Origin of the sequence: Brevundimonas sp. (assembly GCF_035998205.1) — a bacterium.
GTDB lineage: Bacteria > Pseudomonadota > Alphaproteobacteria > Caulobacterales > Caulobacteraceae > Brevundimonas.
In genome coordinates, this window is record NZ_DASYHT010000005.1 from 21676 (window position 1) to 37166 (window position 15491).

At 73.6% G+C, this 15491-nt stretch carries 19 protein-coding genes; 17 read left to right on the forward strand and 2 right to left on the reverse strand.

What is annotated here, in order from left to right; translation table 11 throughout:
- The first annotated feature begins 91 nt into the window (after positions 1 to 91).
- Positions 92 to 1258, forward strand: a complete 1167-nt coding sequence (gene rlmN / locus VGN74_RS07325; RefSeq protein WP_327446713.1) for a 23S rRNA (adenine(2503)-C(2))-methyltransferase RlmN — start codon at positions 92 to 94, stop codon at positions 1256 to 1258.
- On the opposite strand, the gene VGN74_RS07330 is transcribed toward rlmN, so the two are convergent.
- Entirely contained in the window at positions 1230 to 1703 is a 474-nt protein-coding gene (locus tag VGN74_RS07330; protein WP_327446714.1) for a hypothetical protein, read from the reverse strand. The two genes, rlmN and VGN74_RS07330, sit on opposite strands and share 29 nt — an antisense overlap.
- Positions 1704 to 1892: 189 nt before the next feature.
- On the opposite strand from VGN74_RS07330, the gene VGN74_RS07335 reads away from it, so the two are divergent.
- The 4 genes from VGN74_RS07335 (at position 1893) to VGN74_RS07350 (ending at position 4550) form a co-directional block, all read left to right on the forward strand.
- Positions 1893 to 2123: a hypothetical protein gene (locus tag VGN74_RS07335; protein WP_327446715.1), complete on the forward strand. Its 231-nt coding sequence runs from the start codon at positions 1893 to 1895 to the stop codon at positions 2121 to 2123.
- On the forward strand, positions 2120 to 3166 hold the full coding sequence (locus tag VGN74_RS07340; protein WP_327446716.1) for an SPFH domain-containing protein: 1047 nt from the start codon (positions 2120 to 2122) through the stop codon (positions 3164 to 3166). The genes VGN74_RS07335 and VGN74_RS07340 overlap by 4 nt, the downstream gene beginning before the upstream one ends.
- 115 nt (positions 3167 to 3281) lie before the next feature.
- The gene (locus VGN74_RS07345) at positions 3282 to 3722 is read left to right on the forward strand and encodes a DUF350 domain-containing protein (protein WP_327446717.1); all 441 of its coding nucleotides are present in this window, start codon (positions 3282 to 3284) and stop codon (positions 3720 to 3722) included.
- A gap of 9 nt (positions 3723 to 3731) precedes the next feature.
- Positions 3732 to 4550, forward strand: coding sequence for a serine protease (locus VGN74_RS07350; protein ID WP_327446718.1), 819 nt, complete (start codon positions 3732 to 3734; stop codon positions 4548 to 4550).
- Between the two features lie 106 nt (positions 4551 to 4656).
- On the opposite strand, the gene VGN74_RS07355 is transcribed toward VGN74_RS07350, so the two are convergent.
- Positions 4657 to 5541 (reverse strand): isoaspartyl peptidase/L-asparaginase family protein, encoded by an 885-nt coding sequence (locus tag VGN74_RS07355; protein ID WP_327446719.1) that lies wholly within the window; start codon positions 5539 to 5541, stop codon positions 4657 to 4659.
- Between the two features lie 111 nt (positions 5542 to 5652).
- Between VGN74_RS07355 and VGN74_RS07360 the strand changes: the two genes are divergently transcribed.
- The 12 genes from VGN74_RS07360 to lnt all read left to right on the forward strand — a co-directional run bounded on the left by VGN74_RS07360 (position 5653) and on the right by lnt (position 15380).
- Positions 5653 to 6654 (forward strand): NADPH:quinone oxidoreductase family protein, encoded by a 1002-nt coding sequence (locus tag VGN74_RS07360; RefSeq protein WP_327446720.1) that lies wholly within the window; start codon positions 5653 to 5655, stop codon positions 6652 to 6654.
- Positions 6651 to 7361: a 2OG-Fe(II) oxygenase gene (locus tag VGN74_RS07365; protein ID WP_327446721.1), complete on the forward strand. Its 711-nt coding sequence runs from the start codon at positions 6651 to 6653 to the stop codon at positions 7359 to 7361. Before VGN74_RS07360 ends, VGN74_RS07365 begins: the two co-directional genes overlap by 4 nt.
- 93 nt (positions 7362 to 7454) lie before the next feature.
- The gene (locus tag VGN74_RS07370; RefSeq protein WP_327446722.1) at positions 7455 to 8024 is read left to right on the forward strand and encodes a NifU family protein; all 570 of its coding nucleotides are present in this window, start codon (positions 7455 to 7457) and stop codon (positions 8022 to 8024) included.
- A 95-nt stretch (positions 8025 to 8119) separates the two neighbouring features.
- Complete coding sequence (locus tag VGN74_RS07375) at positions 8120 to 8671, forward strand: helix-turn-helix transcriptional regulator (RefSeq protein ID WP_327446723.1); 552 nt, start codon at positions 8120 to 8122, stop codon at positions 8669 to 8671.
- Positions 8672 to 8755: 84 nt separating this feature from the next.
- Complete coding sequence (locus VGN74_RS07380) at positions 8756 to 9172, forward strand: helix-turn-helix transcriptional regulator (protein ID WP_327446724.1); 417 nt, start codon at positions 8756 to 8758, stop codon at positions 9170 to 9172.
- A gap of 10 nt (positions 9173 to 9182) precedes the next feature.
- On the forward strand, positions 9183 to 9848 hold the full coding sequence (gene tsaB, locus VGN74_RS07385) for a tRNA (adenosine(37)-N6)-threonylcarbamoyltransferase complex dimerization subunit type 1 TsaB (RefSeq protein WP_327446725.1): 666 nt from the start codon (positions 9183 to 9185) through the stop codon (positions 9846 to 9848).
- Complete coding sequence (locus VGN74_RS07390; protein ID WP_327446726.1) at positions 9845 to 10288, forward strand: GNAT family N-acetyltransferase; 444 nt, start codon at positions 9845 to 9847, stop codon at positions 10286 to 10288. The genes tsaB and VGN74_RS07390 overlap by 4 nt, the downstream gene beginning before the upstream one ends.
- Before the next feature lie 51 nt (positions 10289 to 10339).
- Positions 10340 to 10813, forward strand: coding sequence for a Fur family transcriptional regulator (locus VGN74_RS07395; protein WP_327446727.1), 474 nt, complete (start codon positions 10340 to 10342; stop codon positions 10811 to 10813).
- A 40-nt stretch (positions 10814 to 10853) separates the two neighbouring features.
- Positions 10854 to 12290 (forward strand): tRNA (N6-isopentenyl adenosine(37)-C2)-methylthiotransferase MiaB, encoded by a 1437-nt coding sequence (gene miaB, locus VGN74_RS07400; RefSeq protein ID WP_327446728.1) that lies wholly within the window; start codon positions 10854 to 10856, stop codon positions 12288 to 12290.
- Positions 12290 to 13258, forward strand: a complete 969-nt coding sequence (locus VGN74_RS07405; RefSeq protein WP_327446729.1) for a PhoH family protein — start codon at positions 12290 to 12292, stop codon at positions 13256 to 13258. Before miaB ends, VGN74_RS07405 begins: the two co-directional genes overlap by 1 nt.
- Entirely contained in the window at positions 13255 to 13740 is a 486-nt protein-coding gene (ybeY, locus tag VGN74_RS07410; RefSeq protein WP_327446730.1) for an rRNA maturation RNase YbeY, read from the forward strand. Before VGN74_RS07405 ends, ybeY begins: the two co-directional genes overlap by 4 nt.
- Positions 13737 to 15380: an apolipoprotein N-acyltransferase gene (gene lnt, locus VGN74_RS07415; protein ID WP_327446731.1), complete on the forward strand. Its 1644-nt coding sequence runs from the start codon at positions 13737 to 13739 to the stop codon at positions 15378 to 15380. The genes ybeY and lnt overlap by 4 nt, the downstream gene beginning before the upstream one ends.
- The last annotated feature ends 111 nt before the right edge of the window (positions 15381 to 15491 follow it).

Sequence of the window (15491 nt, forward strand, 5' to 3'; positions counted from 1 at the left end):
CCCCGATCAACCGGCGTTCCGCCGCCGGCCTTAAATCCGCGCCGATCCGTGCTATAGGCCGCCGCTCCCGCCGCCCCTTCAGGATCCGCCCGTGAGCGTCACGCTCGACCTCAGCCGCGCCGCCGCCCCCGCCGCGACGACGCCCGCCGCCCCCGTCAACCTCACCGGTCTGACGCGCGAGGGCCTGCGCGAGGCCCTGATCGCCGCCGCCATCTGCCCGCCGGAGAAGGCGAAGATGCGCGCGTCGCAGGTCTGGCGCTGGATCCACCACTACGGCGTCACCGATTTCGCCCTGATGAGCGACGTGGCCAAGGAGACCCGGGCGAAGCTGGCCGAGGCCTTCACCCTCGCCCGGCCCGAGATCGTCGAGCGCCAGGTGTCGAAGGACGGCACCCGCAAGTGGCTGATCCGCACCGCCCCGGGCATCGAGATCGAGACGGTCTTCATCCCCGACGTCGGCCGCGCCGGGGCCCTGTGCGTGTCCAGCCAGGTCGGCTGCACCCTGAACTGCACCTTCTGCCACACCGGCACCCAGAAGCTGGTGCGCAACCTGACCGCCGCCGAGATCGTGGCCCAGGTCCAGGTCGCCCGCGACGACCTCGGCGAATGGCCCTCGCCGAAGGAAGACCGCCGCCTGTCGAACATCGTGTTCATGGGCATGGGCGAGCCGCTCTACAATCTCGACCACGTCGCCGACGCCATCGACATCATCGCCGACGGCGAGGGCATCGCCATCTCGCGCCGCCGCATCACCGTCTCGACCTCGGGCGTGGTGCCGATGATCCCCGAGCTGGGCGAGCGCACCGGGACCATGCTGGCGATCAGCCTGCACGCCACCAACGACCCCCTGCGCGACGTGCTGGTGCCGCTCAACAAGAAGTATCCGCTGGACCAGCTGATGGCCGCCATCCGCGCCTATCCGGGGCTCGGCAACGCCAAGCGGGTGACGTTCGAGTACGTCATGCTCAAGGGCGTCAACGACAGCCCGGACGAGGCCCGCGCCCTGGTGAAGCTGATCCAGGGCATCCCGGCCAAGGTCAATCTGATCCCGTTCAACCCCTGGCCGGGCACGGACTACCAGTGCTCCGACTGGAAGACGATCGAGGCCTTCGCCGCCATCCTCAACCGCGCCGGCTACGCCAGCCCCATCCGCACCCCCCGCGGCCGCGACATCCTCGCCGCCTGCGGCCAGCTCAAGTCCGAGAGCGAGAAGATCCGCGCCTCCGCCCTCAGGAAGGCCGGCCAGGACGCGGCCTGACCGGCAGGATCACCACGCGCCGGAACATCAGGGCTCCCGCGCCGCCGGCGAGAAGCGCCGGAGCGGCCATCAGAAGTCCGTCCGCCTTGTCCGCCAGCGGCACGAGAAACATAGCCGCGGCGGAAAACGCCGCGACGCTGCCAGTGAGCGCGGCGATAAGCCGCCCCGTCTGACGGGACAGCAAGGCGAAGCCCCACATGGGAAGCCCGACCACCAATGCGCCGAAGAAGTAGAACGGCGCCAGCAAGGGGATTCCGACCAAGGCGAGGATTGCGACCCCCGTCGGCGTGCGAAATGTCTCCAGCGGAATGACGGGAAGCAAGGCGACGAGCCCCACGCCGTGGATCGTCGCGGCGAGGGCTGCAGAGAGCGAGGCGGCTTTGGCCGCAGTCGAAATCCGCCGGGCCGCCGCCGAACCCCTGAAGTCCTCGAATGCACTGGTCATGGCGGCGCCCGTGGAGTGGGGGTCAAGCTTCTGTCACCGAAGCCATGCTCCTGCATCCTTCAGCCCCTCCGCAAGGGCGGCGATACTGCCGCCCCGACCCCGCCTGAACCGGGGTGTCGCACCCCTGCCGATTTCCCTTGTAAGCGTGGCCGCGGCACCGCACCGTCGCAGGGCAGCGAGGGAGGCGGCGTGACGCGGGATCTCAAGGTCGGTCTGGGCATCGCCGCCGGCGCGGCCGGTCTGGTGATCGGCTTCCTGATCCTGTTCCGCGGCCTCGTGCCCATGATCCTGTCGGCGCGCATCAGCGGCAGCCTGCCGCTGGCCATCGTCGCCGGCGTGGCCGGGGCCCTGCTGCTCGCCGCCCTCGCGGTCCTGTTGTGGAAATGGGTGGCGCGCGCCGCCCGGGGAGAAACGAAATGAACGGGTTCGGAAACCTGCAGACGCCCTTCGGCAATGGCGGTAACGGCGGCGGCGGCGGCCTGGGCCCGACCGAGGCGCGGCGCATCACCGCCGTGGCGGTGGCCGCCATCGCCGTGATGATCGTCGGCGGCCTCAGCGTGAACTCGTGCAGCGTCACGGTCGAGAGCGGCTACATGGGCATCAAGACCACCAAGTTCGGGGCCAACCCGGGGGTGCAGCCCAACGAACTCGGCCCCGGCTTCCACTGGGAAGGCATCGGCGAGAAGATCCGCACCTATCCGACCCTGCAGCGCACCTACAGCTACACCCGCGAGCCCAACGCCGACGGCGGCGAGAACGAGGAGATCGCCTTCTCCGACGTGCTGGGCCTGCCGATGACCGCTGACGTGGCCCTGACCTTCAAGGTGCGCGAGGACAAGGCCGCCGACCTGTTCGCCACCTGGCGTCAGGAGTTCGACGTCTTCATCGACGGGCCGCTGCGCACCTCGGTGCGGGCCGCCATCGCCCGCGAGACCGAGAAGCTGCCGGTCGCCTGCAACGCCGAACAGGCCGAGGCCCCGGTCCCGCTCCCGGCCGGCGCCCCGGCCCAGCCAGGCGTGCCCGACGCCGCCGACTGCCCCGGCCAGCTGATCGGCCCCGGCCGCCAGATCGTGCTGGCCCAGGCCATGCAGGCCCTGCAGCGCGAATGGGGCCCGCAGGGGCTCGACATCATCCGCATGGAGTGGGTCGGCTCGATCCGCTACCCGGAGGCCGTGGTCGCGGCGATCCAGTCGCGCACCACCGCCGAACAGAACACCCGGGCGGCGCTGGAGCGGGTCAACCTCGAGCGCGCCAACGCCGAGGCCCGCATCGCCCAGGCCCGCGGCGCGGCCGAGGCCAACCGCCTGCTGGCCGAGTCGATCCGCTCCAATCCGGAAGTGGTGCGCCTGCGCGAGGTCGAGCGCACCCTCGGCATCTGCCCGCTCGACGCCGAGACCTGCGTGGTCGGCTCCGACGTCAACATCTCGGCCCTCGTGGCGTCGCGCGACGGGGCGGCCAACTGAGCCGGCGGGCGGGGTCGCGTAACGATTCGTCACAGACTGTGCCCGGGCCGCGCTTGCGGTTCCGGGCGGGAATGAGGCAAGCGTCAGTCCCCGGCCCCGCATCCCCGACGTTGTGATGGACCCCCTCTCGCTGCCCAGCCTGTCGTCGCCGGAAGTCCAGGCCTTCGCCGCGGGCTTCCCCACCACCCTGCTGCACGCGGCGGTGACTTCGGTCCTGCTGTTCGTGGGGGCGACGGTCTACGCCCTGCTGACGCCGTGGAAGGAAATCGAGCTGATTCGCCAGGGCAACTCGGCGGCGGCCGTGGCCTTCGGCGGGGTGCTGATCGGGCTGGCGGTGCCGCTGGCCGTGTCCATGTCGGCCTCGACCTCGCTGCTGGAGATCACCCTGTGGGGCCTCGCCGCCTTGGTCATCCAGCTGCTGGTGTTCCGCATCGTCGACGCCGTGCTGAGCGGCCTGCCCCAGCGCATCCAGGAGGGGGAGGTGTCGGCGGCGGTGCTGCTGGTGTCCGCCAAGCTGGCCAGCGCCGTCATCCTCGCCGCCGCCTTCAGCGGCTGAGGCGCCGCGGTGCGCCTGCCCGACTGGCTGATCTACACCCTGGTCGCCCTGGCGGTGCTCGGGGCCTCGCTCAGCCGTGAACGCGCCGCCGCCCCGCCCGCGCCCCCGCCGCCGGACGAGCTGGAAGGGGCCCTGCTGGGCCCGATCACCCCGTTCGACCCGACGGTCATCGTCGACGCCCCGGACACGCCGTTCCAGCCGTCGTCCGGCACCGCCTTCTCCATCGCCTCGGACGGCCGCTGGCTGACCGCCCGCCATGTGGTCGAGGGCTGCCGCCAGCCGGCGCTGGTGGTCGGCGGCGGCCGCGCCATCGCCGCCGACGTGCGCCTCGCCCCGCGCGCCGACATCGCCCTGCTGATCACCCAGGGCGGCCCGCCGGCCCTGCCGGTCGCCGCCAGCATTCCCCTGCGCGAGGGCCAGCGCGGCTTCCACCCGGGCTATCCGCAGGGCCGGCCGGGCGAGGTGACGACCCGCCTGCTCGGGCGCGAGACGCTGAAGGTGCGCGGCCGCGGGGCGCGCGACGAGCCGGTGCTGGCCTGGGCCGAGGTCGGCCGCACGGAGGGCCTGCGCGGCACCCTCGGCGGTCTGTCCGGCGCCCCGACGCTGGACCGCCAGGGCCGGATGGTGGCCATCACCCTGGCCGAGGCCCCGCGCCGCGGCCGGGTCTACACCACCGCCCCCGACACCCTCGTGCCCGCCATCCGCGGCGAGCAGCGCCCCGACGAGCCGGTCACCGGCCGCGCCGTCACCATCGACAACTACGGCCTCGTCGCCGACGACCTCCGCCGCGAGCTGCGCGTCGCCCAGGTGGTGTGCCTTTCGGCCTAGGGCTTAGGGCTTAGGGCTTAGGGCTTGGGGAAGTAGCAGAGGTTGCGACGGTCAGTACCGGGAAACGCTCCCTAAGCCCTACTCCCTAAGCCCTAAGCCCTAAGCCCTACCCCTCGAACACCTTCACCGACACCTCCCCGTCCGCCGACAGCCAGGCGCGCTTCATGCCCTGGCTGTTGAACGGCTCGGCGAGGGCGCCGTCGCGGTCGAGCGCGATCAGACCCCCGTCGCCGCCCAGGGCGCCGATGCGGTCGATCACCCCGCGCGCGGCCTCGGCCAGCGGCCGGCCGGCCTCGACCTCGAAGCCGAGGCGGGCCGCGGCGGCGGTGCGGATGAAATACTCGCCCTGGCCGGTGCAGGAGACGGCGACGCGGCCGTCGGCCCAGGTCCCGGCGGCCACCAGCGGCGTGTCGCCGACCCGGCCCGGCAGCTTGCCGAACACCCCGCCGGTGGAGGTCGCCGCCGCCAGCCGGCCGTCGCGGTCCAGCACGCAGCAGCCGACCGTGCCGTGCTGCAGCGCCCCGCCCATGCCCGGCGGATGGTTGTCCTCGCCCTGGCCGGCGCGGGTGAACCAGGCCTCCGGATCGCCGACCGGCTCCAGCCCGGCGTCGGCGGCGAAGCGCGCCGCCCCCGCCCCGGCCAGCAGCACGTGCGGCGTGCGGTCCATCACCGCCCGGGCGGCGCGGATCGGGCTCCTGAAGCCCACCAGGGCCGCCACCGCCCCGGCGCGGCCGCTGGCCCCGTCCATCAGGGCGGCGTCCAGCTCATAGACCCCGGCGGTGTTGGGCGAGGCCCCGCGCCCGGCTACATAGAGCCCCGAGGCCTCCAGCCGTTCGACCGCCTCGACCGCCACGTCCAGCGCCGCCGCGCCGTCGGCCAGTCTGGGCCGCACCGCCTCCACCACCTCGCGCATGTGCACGATCTCGGCGGCGTAGTCGCGGCTGCGGCGCGCGCCGGCGCCGCCGTGCAGAATGAGGGCGAAACGGGACATCCTGGCTCCTGGGCGTTTGACCGGGCCTCTTTTCACGGGCCCTGCCGCTGATTAGCGTCGCGACGACCCGGGCGCCATCGCCCGGCCCCGAAACCTCCGAAGCGAGACCCCATGCGCGCAGTCCTGTCCAAGACCCCCGGCGGCCCCGAAACCCTGGTCGTCGAGGAGGTGCTGGACCCGACGCCGGGCCCCGGCCAGGTGGTGATCGACGTCCGCGCCGTGGGCATCAACTTCCCCGACACCCTGATCATCGAGGACAAATACCAGTTCCGGCCCGAGCGCCCCTTCTCGCCGGGCGGCGAGGCGGCCGGGGTGATCGAGGCCGTGGGCGAAGGGGTCAAGGGCCTGTTCAAGGGCGACCGCGTCATCGCCGTGCCCGGCTGGGGCGCCCTGGCCGAACGCCTCGCCGTCCCCGCCGCCAGCGTGCTCAAGATCCCCGAGGCCATGAGCTTCGAGGAGGCCGCCGCCTTCGTCATGACCTATGGCACCAGCTACTACGCCCTCAAGCGCCGGGCGCAGCTGCAGCCGGGCGAGCGGCTGCTGGTGCTGGGCGCCGCCGGGGGCGTGGGCGCCGCCGCGGTCGAGCTGGGCAAGGCCATGGGGGCCCATGTGGTGGCCGCCGCCTCGACCAACGCCAAGGTCGAGTTCGCGCTGGAGCTGGGGGCCGACAACGGCCTGATCTACCCCACCGGGCCGATGGACAAGGCGGCCCAGAAGGCCCTGTCCGGCGAGCTCAAGCTGGCTTGCGGCCGCGACGGCGCCGATGTCGTTTATGACGCCGTCGGCGGCGACTATGCCGACCCGGCCCTGCGCGCCATGGACTGGAACGGCCGCTATCTGGTGGTCGGCTTCCCGGCCGGTATTCCCTCGCTGCCGCTCAACCTGACCCTGCTCAAGTCGGTCAGCGTCATCGGCGTCTTCTGGGGCGCGGCGGTGATGCGCGACCCGGCCGCCCACGCCGAGGACATGGCCGAGCTGTTCGCCCTCTACGCCGAAGGCAGGATCCGCCCGCGCATCAGCCGCACCTACCCGCTGGAGCAGGCGGGGGAGGCCATCGCCGCCCTGTCCGCCCGCGACGTCATGGGCAAGGTCGTGGTCCGGATCGAGCCGTGACCCCGCCCGCCGCCGCCATCGACCGCCTGGCTCGCACCGGCCGCACCCGGGTGGCGGACCTGCTGCCGGCGGCGGAGGCCGGGGCCCTGCACGCCCTGCTCGACCACGGCCCGGTCGACTGGCAGCGCGCCATCGAGACGCCCGGCGACATGGAGGTGCCGGTCGCTGTGTTCGAGGCCCAGCAGATCGAGGAGCAGATTCGCATCCTGTCCAAGGTGCACGGCGAGGCCCGCGACGGCTTCCAGTTCCTCTTCGACCGCTGGCGCATCGACGTCGGCGGCCAGCCCTCGCCGCTCGCCCCGGACCTGCTGGCCGACCTGCACCGGCGCTTCAACAGCCCGGACTTTCTGGCCTTCGCCCGGGCCCTGACCGGCGACGACCGCATCGCCTATGTCGACGCCCAGGCCACCCGCTTCCTGCCCGGCCACTTCCTCAACCGGCACAGCGACCAGCTGGACCGCGCCGGGCGGCTCTACGCCTATGTGCTCAACCTGTGTCCGCGCTGGCGCATCGAGTGGGGCGGGCTGCTGCAGTTCCTCGACGACGACGGCGACGTCACCGAAACCCTGACCCCGGGCTTCAACACCCTCAACCTGTTCCGCGTGCCCCGGCCGCACGCGGTCAGCATGGTGGCGCCCTTCGCCGGGGCCCCGCGCCTGTCGATCACCGGCTGGTGGCGCGCCTTCCCGCCCGAGCCGGTCGCCTGAGGCAGGCAGGCTGAGGCAAGCAGGCTGAGACTGGCAGGCTGAGACAGGGGGGGGCGCCTTGCGGCCGGGCCGGGCCGGGGGCATCTGTGGCCCATGTTCATCCAGACCGAACCGACGCCGAACCCGAACGTCCTGAAGTTCCTGCCCGGCCGCGCCGTGGCGGTGGACGGTCCGCTCGAGTACCGCGACATCGAGGCGGCGACCGCCTCGCCCCTGGCCGAGGCCCTGTTCGAGGTCGAGGGGGTGGCGTCCGTCTTCTTCGGGACCGACCACGTCTCGGTCACCCGCGCCGCCGACGGCCCGGACTGGACCGCCATGAAGGCCCCGCTGCTGGCGGCGCTGATGGACCATTTCGTGTCAGGCGCGCCGCTCACCCGCGACAGCGCCAGAACCGGCGCCGGGGCCGAGGGCCACGCCGAGGACGACAGCGAGATCGTGGCCGAGATCAAGGCCCTGCTCGACAGCCGCGTGCGCCCGGCGGTGGCCCAGGACGGCGGCGACATCCTGTTCGACCGTTTCGACGAGGCCGAGGGCGTGCTCTATCTGCGCATGCGGGGGGCCTGCGCCGGCTGCCCCTCCTCCTCGGCCACCCTCAAGGCCGGGGTCGAGCAGATGATGCGCCACTATGTGCCCGAGGTGCAGCGGGTCGAGCAGACGCTTTAGGGTTTCATTGACAACCTTTTTGCTGGCGGGCGCCCGAAGGCTTTGCCATTGTGCCCGCCATGCCGCGGTTTGACCGGGAAAAGGCGAGTGAAATCATGCGTCTGGCCAATGCCCTGGCGACGCTGCGGCGCAGCCGTGGGCTGAGCCAGGCCGACGCCGGCGACGCCATCGGCATGACCAGCCAGGCCTGGGGCCTGTACGAGGCCGGCCGCCGTCCGGGCCTGTTCCGGCCCGATGTGCAGGACCGCATGACCGGGGCCCTCGGCCTGAGCCGCGAGGACCTGCTGCTGACCGCCGCCCGTCAGGGGCCCGGCCCGGTCGGGCGCGGACCCGGGGTCGAATCCCCGGCCCGCCCCTTCGTCGGGGCCGAGGACGCGGAGGCCCGCCGGCTGCAGCTCGACGACGACCGGCTGGCCCCCTGGGCCCTGTCGGGGGTCATTGTCGAATATGTGCCGGGCCGCTGGCCGCGCCGCGATCAGGGCTGTGTGGTCGAGACCGAGGACGGCGAGACCTGGGTGCGCCTTTACGACGGCGGCGACGCCGAGGCGGTGTGGCTGCGCGGCGCGACCGGGCTTGATGCGGTGGAGCGCCTGCCGCGCGCCCGTCTGCGCGGGCTGCATGCGGTCGTGGCCCGGATCGAGCCGTGAACCCGGTCGCGGCCCGGCGCGCCGATGAAACGCGCATGAAATCTTTTTGTTGCCAAGCCGCGCATGCCGGGGCAGTCTGGCGACATGACCCGTCCTGTCCCGCGCTCCCCGCGTCCCCGGCAGGCCGACCCGGCCCTCGACGCCGCGGTCGGGGCGCGGATCGCCGCCCGCCGGCAGGGCCTGGGCCTGTCCCAGGCGGCCCTCGCCGGGCGCATCGGCGTCAGCTTCCAGCAGCTGCAGAAGTACGAGAGCGGGACCAACCGCATCTCCGCCTCGCGCCTGCACCATCTGGCGCAGGCGCTGGGCGCGCCGGTCGGCGCCTTCTTCCCGGACGGGGAGCCGCCGCTCGCGCCGCCGGCCGCCCTCACCCTGCTGGACACCCCCGAGGGCCGGCGACTGGCCTCCGGCTTCAGCCGCATCCGGGCCCGGGCCACCCGCCGCGCCCTGGCCCATCTGGTCGAGGCCTTGGCCGCCGCCGACCCGCCCCCCTCCCGCGCCTGAGGTCCCGCTGATGCGCGGTCTGGTCATCGACACCGCCCTGGGCGGCCTGTCCGTCGTCCTGTTCGAGGACGCGCACATCCTCGTCTTTCGCCACGAACTCATGGCCAAAGGGCACCAGGAGCGGCTCGGCGGTCTGGTGCGCGACGTGGCGGCGGAGGCCGGCGGCTTCGCCGGTCTGGACCGCATCGCCGTCACCGTCGGCCCCGGCTCCTTCACCGGCCTGCGCGTGGGCCTCGCCTTCGCCCTCGGCCTCGGGGCCGCCCTGGACCGGCCCGTGCTGGGCGTCACCACGCTGGAGGCCCTCGCCCTCGGCGTCGACGTCGCGGACGGCCTTCCCGTGCTGGCGGCCATCGACGCCCGTCGCGGCGAGGTCTACGCCCAGGCCTTCGCTGGCGACCGGCCGTCCGGCGAGCCGGAGGCCCTGACCCTCGCCGCCGCCCGCGATCTCGCCCGCGCCCTCGGCCCCGCCCGCCTCGTCGGCTCCGGCGCCCCGTTGCTGGCCGAGGCCTGCCCCGCCGCCGCGGTCGAAGCCCTCGCCGCCCCCTCGCCCGAAGGCCTGGTCGCCGCCGCCCGGCGCGCCGACCGGCCGGCCCGGCCGCTCTATCTGCGCGCCCCGGACGCCACCCCGCCGACCCGGCTGCCCGGCCAGCCGCGCCCCGCCCGGGAGCCCTCATGACCGACCCGGCCGCCGACCCGACGCCGGAGCTGGCGACCGCCCTCGCCGCCCTGCACGCCATGGCCTTCGCCGATCCGTGGCCGGCCAGCGCCTTCGCCGCCCTGCTGTCCCTGCCGGAGACCCGGCTGGACGCGGTCGCTGACGGCTTCATCCTGACCCGCCTCGCCGCCGACGAGGCCGAGATCCTGACGCTGGCCGTCTGTCCCCTCGGCCGGCGTCGCGGCGTCGGCCGGCGTCTCGTCGACACCGCCTCGGCCGCCCTCGCGGCGGAAGGCGCGACCCGGCTGTTCCTCGAGGTGGCCGAGGACAACGCCGCGGCCCGGGCCCTTTACGCCGGGGCCGGATTCGCCGAGGTCGGCCGCCGTCCGGGCTACTACGGCCGCCCCTCCGGGACCGTCGACGCCCTCGTGCTGGCGCGGGATCTCGCGTCACTCGCCTGAACGGCGATCCGGCGCTTCCCTGACGCGCCGCGAGCGCCTATTTTCCGCCGCATGGAACGGATCGAAAAACTCTGCGTCGAACGCGGCATGCGCATGACCGAGCAGCGGCGGGTCATCGCCCGGGTGCTGTCGCAGGCCCAGGACCACCCGGACGTGGAGGAGCTGTACCGCCGCGCCTCCGCCATCGACCCGCACATCTCGATCGCCACCGTCTACCGCACCGTGCGCCTGTTCGAGGAAGCCGGCGTGGTCGAGAAGCACGACTTCGGCGACGGCCGCAGCCGCTATGAAGAGGCCGGCGACGACCACCACGACCACCTGATCGACACCCGCAGCGGCGACGTCATCGAGTTCTTCGACGCCGAGATCGAGAAGCTGAAGTCCGAGATCGCCCGCCGCCTCGGCTTCGAGCTGGTCGGCCACAAGCTCGAGCTCTACGGCAAGCCCATCCCCGGCGCCTCGCCCGAGGACCGCGAGGGGCTGGTCTACAAGCGCCACCACCAGCGCGATTCCACCGCGTCCTGACCGGTGGCCGACGAGCCCGCTTTCGGGCTATGAGGCCTCTATGACCGACACGCCCCCGACGGCCACGGGAACCGGCGCGCCGAAGCGCCTGTTCATCAAGACCTATGGCTGTCAGATGAACGTCTATGACTCCGAGCGCATGGCCGATGTCCTGCGCCCGCTCGGCTACGCCCCGACCGAGGCGGTCGAGGACGCGGACTTCGTCATCCTCAACACCTGCCACATCCGCGAGAAGGCGGCCGAGAAGGTCTATTCCGAGCTCGGCAAGCTGCGGCAGCTCAAGGAGGCGAAGGACGGCGGCCTGACCATCGCCGTGGCCGGCTGCGTCGCCCAGGCCGAGGGCGAGGAGATCATGCGCCGCCAGCCGGCGGTGGATCTGGTGGTCGGGCCCCAGGCCTATCACCAGCTGCCGGAGCTGCTGACCCGCACCGCCCGCGCCCGCGGCGAGCGCATCGGCGCCGACTTCGCCCCGGTCGACAAGTTCGACGCCCTGCCCGCCGCCCGCACCGTCGAGGGCGTCACCGCCTTCCTCACGGTGCAGGAGGGCTGCGACAAGTTCTGCACCTTCTGCGTCGTGCCCTACACCCGCGGGGCCGAGTGGTCGCGCCCGGTGGCGGCGGTGCTGGCCGAGGCCCGCGACCTCGCCGCCCGCGGCGTGCGCGAGATCACCCTGCTGGGCCAGAACGTCAACGCCTACAACGGCGAGGGCCCGGACGGGGCCCCCTCCAGCCTGGCGCGCCTCGCCGCGGCCCTGGCGGAGATCCCCGGCCTGGACCGCATCCGCTACACCACCAGCCACCCCAATGACTTCAGCGACGACCTGATCGCCGCCCACCGCGACCTGCCGCAGCTGATGCCGTATCTGCACCTGCCGGTGCAGTCCGGCTCGGACCGCATCCTGCGGCTGATGAACCGCAAGCACGGCCGGCAGACGTATTTCGACCTGATCGACCGCATCCGCGAGGCGCGGCCGGACCTGGCCCTGTCCAGCGACTTCATCGTCGGCTTCCCCGGCGAGACCGACCGCGACTTCGAGGACACCCTCGATCTGGTGCGCCGCGTCGGCTACGCCTCGGCCTTCTCCTTCCTCTATTCGCCGCGCCCCGGCACCCCCGCCGCGACCATGGCCGCCCCGGTGCCCGACGAGGTCGCCCGCACCCGCCTGCACGCCCTGCAGGCCCTGCTGACCGAACAGCAGGTGGCCTTCAACGCCGCCCAGGCCGGGCAGGTGCTGCCGGTGCTGTTCGAGAAGCGCGGCCGCCACGGCCGGCAGGCCATCGGCCGCTCGCCCTTCCTGCAGTCGGTCCACGTCGACGACGCCGACCACCTGATCGGCGAGATCGTCGAGGTCGAGATCGTCTCCGGCCAGCAGAACAGCCTGACCGGGCGGTTGCCCGCCACCGCCGCGGACGGCCCTCCCCCGCCCCTCGAGCAGCGAGCGACCGCGTCGCGAGCGGTAGGGGCGACCCCGGCATAATGGCGCGTAGTTCCGAGTTCCTGCCTCTCGACGACGCCGCCCTCCGGGCCGTGATCGGCCCCGGCAGCCGTCACGTCGCCCTCATCGAGGACGCCTTCAAGGTGCTGATCGAGGCCCCCGGCGGCGGCGTGGCCATCAATGGCTCCGCCCGCGACCGGGCCCAGGCGCGCCGCGTGGTCGAGGACCTGGCCGAGCGGGCCGCCACCGGCGCCGAACTGGGCGAGGCCGATGTGCGCGCGGCGGTCGCCGCGGCGATCGGCGGCGGCGAGGCCGGGCCCCGCGCGGGCGTCGCCCTGCCGGTCGGCCGGCGCGGGCCGATCGCGCCCAGGACCCCGGCCCAGGCCCGCTATCTCGAGGCCCTGGCCAACTGCGAGCTGACCTTCGGCGTCGGTCCGGCCGGCACCGGCAAGACCTTCCTCGCCGCCGCCTATGGCGCCTCCCTGCTGCGCCGCGGGCAGGTCGACCGGCTGGTCATCACCCGCCCGGCGGTCGAGGCCGGCGAGCGGCTCGGCTTCCTGCCCGGCGATCTGAACGAAAAGGTCGATCCCTATCTGGCGCCGATCTGGGAGGCGCTGAACGACATCCTCGGCCCCGACGACGTGCGCCGCCGCCGCGACAAGGGCGAGATCGAGGCCGCCCCGATCGCCTTCATGCGCGGCCGCACCCTCAGCCATGCCTTCATCATCGCCGACGAGGCCCAGAACCTGACCCGGCTGCAGATGAAGATGGTGCTGACCCGCCTCGGCGAGGGGGCGCGCATGGTCGTCACCGGCGACCCCAGCCAGGTCGATCTGGTCAACGCCCGCGACTCCGGCCTGGCCCACGCCCTGGGTCTGCTGAAGGACGTGAAGGGCGTCGGCATCATGACCTTCGAGGCCCGCGACGTGGTGCGCCACGCCCTCGTCGAGCGCATCGTGCGCGCCTACGACAGCGACGCCGCCCGCGGCCGCGGCGAGGGCGGCGCATGAGCGCGCCCGGCGGGATCTCGGTGGAGATCGAGGCCGAGGCCTGGTCCGACGACCTGCCGGACGTGGAGGCCGTCGTCGCGCGCGCCGCGGTGGCGGCCCTGGCCGCCGCCGGGGTGGCCGGCGAGGTGGTGGTGCTACTGACCGACGACGACGCCCAGGCCGGGCTCAACGCCCGCTTTCGCCAGCGTGAGGGCTCGACCAACGTCCTGTCCTTCCCGGCCGCGCCCGGCTTTGTCCCGCCGGGGGCGCCCGTCCCGCTCGGCGACCTGTCGCTGGCCCATGGCGTCTGCGCCGCCGAGGCCGCGGCCCAGGGTAAGACCCTGGCCGACCACCTGACCCACCTCGTCGTCCATGGCGTCCTGCACCTGCTCGGCCGCGACCATCTGGAGGAGGCCGAGGCCGAGGCCATGGAGGCCGAGGAGCGCGCCATTCTGGCCGGCCTCGGCGTCGCCGACCCCTATGCCGCGGAGCGCGCCGCATGAGCCCTGCCCGTCGCCCCCGTCTGCCGGACCCGCATGCCCTGGCCCGCGGCGCCGCGGCGCTGGGCTGCGGGGCCCTCGCCGCCCTCGCCCATCCGCCCTTCAGCGTGCTGCCGGGCCTGCTCGGCTACGCCGCCCTCGTCCTGCTGGCCGACCGCGCGCCCTCGGCCGGGAGCGCCTTCCGCCTCGGCTGGCTGGCCGGGTTCAGCTACTTCCTGATCAGCTGCTGGTGGGTGGCCGAGGCCTTCCTCGTCAATCCGGCCCAGGCCTGGATGGCCCCCTTCGCGGCCGCCCTGCTGCCCGCCGGGGTGGCCCTGTTCTGGGCCGCGCCCCTGGCGCTGTACCGCCGGTTCGCCCCCGCCGGCCTCGGCCGGGTGCTGGTCTTCCCGGGCCTGTTCGTCCTGTTCGAGTGGCTGCGCGGCCATGTGCTGACCGGCTTCCCCTGGAATCCGGTCGGGGCCAGCTGGGCCGCCGGCTCGCCCATGTCCCAGACCGCCGCCGTGGTCGGGGTCTATGGCCTGTCCCTGCTGACCCTGATCGGCCTGTGCGCCCCGCTGGCGCTCGTGCGACCCGGGCCGCGCAAGGCCCGCGCCGGCATCGCCCTCGCCGGGATCGCCCTGCTCGCAGGCCTGTGGCTGGCCGGGGCCTGGCGGCTCAACCACGCCGTGGTCCAGCCCGGCGATACCCTGCTGCGCATCGTCCAGGCCGACGTCCAGCAGGAGACCAAATGGACGCCCGAGGCCTATGCCGGCATCGTCCGGCGCTACATCAACCTGACCGCCCGGCCCGGCGCCGCCACCCCCGACGTGGTGATCTGGCCCGAGGGCGCGCTGCCGGCCCTGGCCAATGACGTCTTCGCCCCCGGCGCGCCGGAGGCCGAGGCCATGGCCCGCGCCCTGCAACCCGGCCAGACCCTGCTGCTCGGCCTCGGCCGCGGCGCCCCCGGCCCTGATGGCGAGATGCGCTACCACAACGCCCTGTTCGCCCTGCAGGACGAGGGCGAGGCCGGCCTGCGCATCGCCGCCGTCTATGACAAGCACCGGCTGGTGCCGTTCGGCGAGTATCTGCCGCTGGGCGATCTGATGAGCCGGCTGGGCGTGCGCAGCCTCGTGCATGTGCCGGCCGACTTCACCCCCGGACCGAAGCCTGCCCCCATCACGGTCCCGGGCCTCGCGCCGGTGCAGCCGCTGATCTGCTACGAGAGCCTCTATCCCGGCTTCACCCCCGGCGGCGGGGCCCGCCCGGCCTGGATCGTCAATGTCTCCAACGACGCCTGGTTCGGCCGCTCCTCGGGCCCGCTGCAGCACCTCAACCTCGCCAGCTTCCGGGCCATCGAGACCGGCCTGCCGGTCGTCCGGTCCACGCCCACCGGCGTCTCGGCCGTGATCGACCCCTGGGGCCGCGTGGTCCCGGGCGCCCGCCTCGACTCCGGCGAGAGCGGCGTCATCGACGCCCGCCTGCCCCGGCCGGCGGCGGCCACCCCCTATGGCCGCTTCGGCGACGGGCTGTGGCTGCCGCTGCTGCTGGCGGCGCTCGCGCCGCTCGCCGGCGGCGCGGCGGGGCGCGCCGCGGTCGCCCGGGTGCGCGCGCCCCTGCGCGACCTTGTCGCGCGGCGCCCGGACCGAAGCCCTCCGGACGCCTGATTTCAGGCCGGATCGCCGCCCACACGCCGGGTGGCATAGGGGATACCCCGGAGTTGCGCCGCCCGGACCCTGAGGCGTAAGCCGGTCATGGCCCGCGAAGAACAGCCGTTC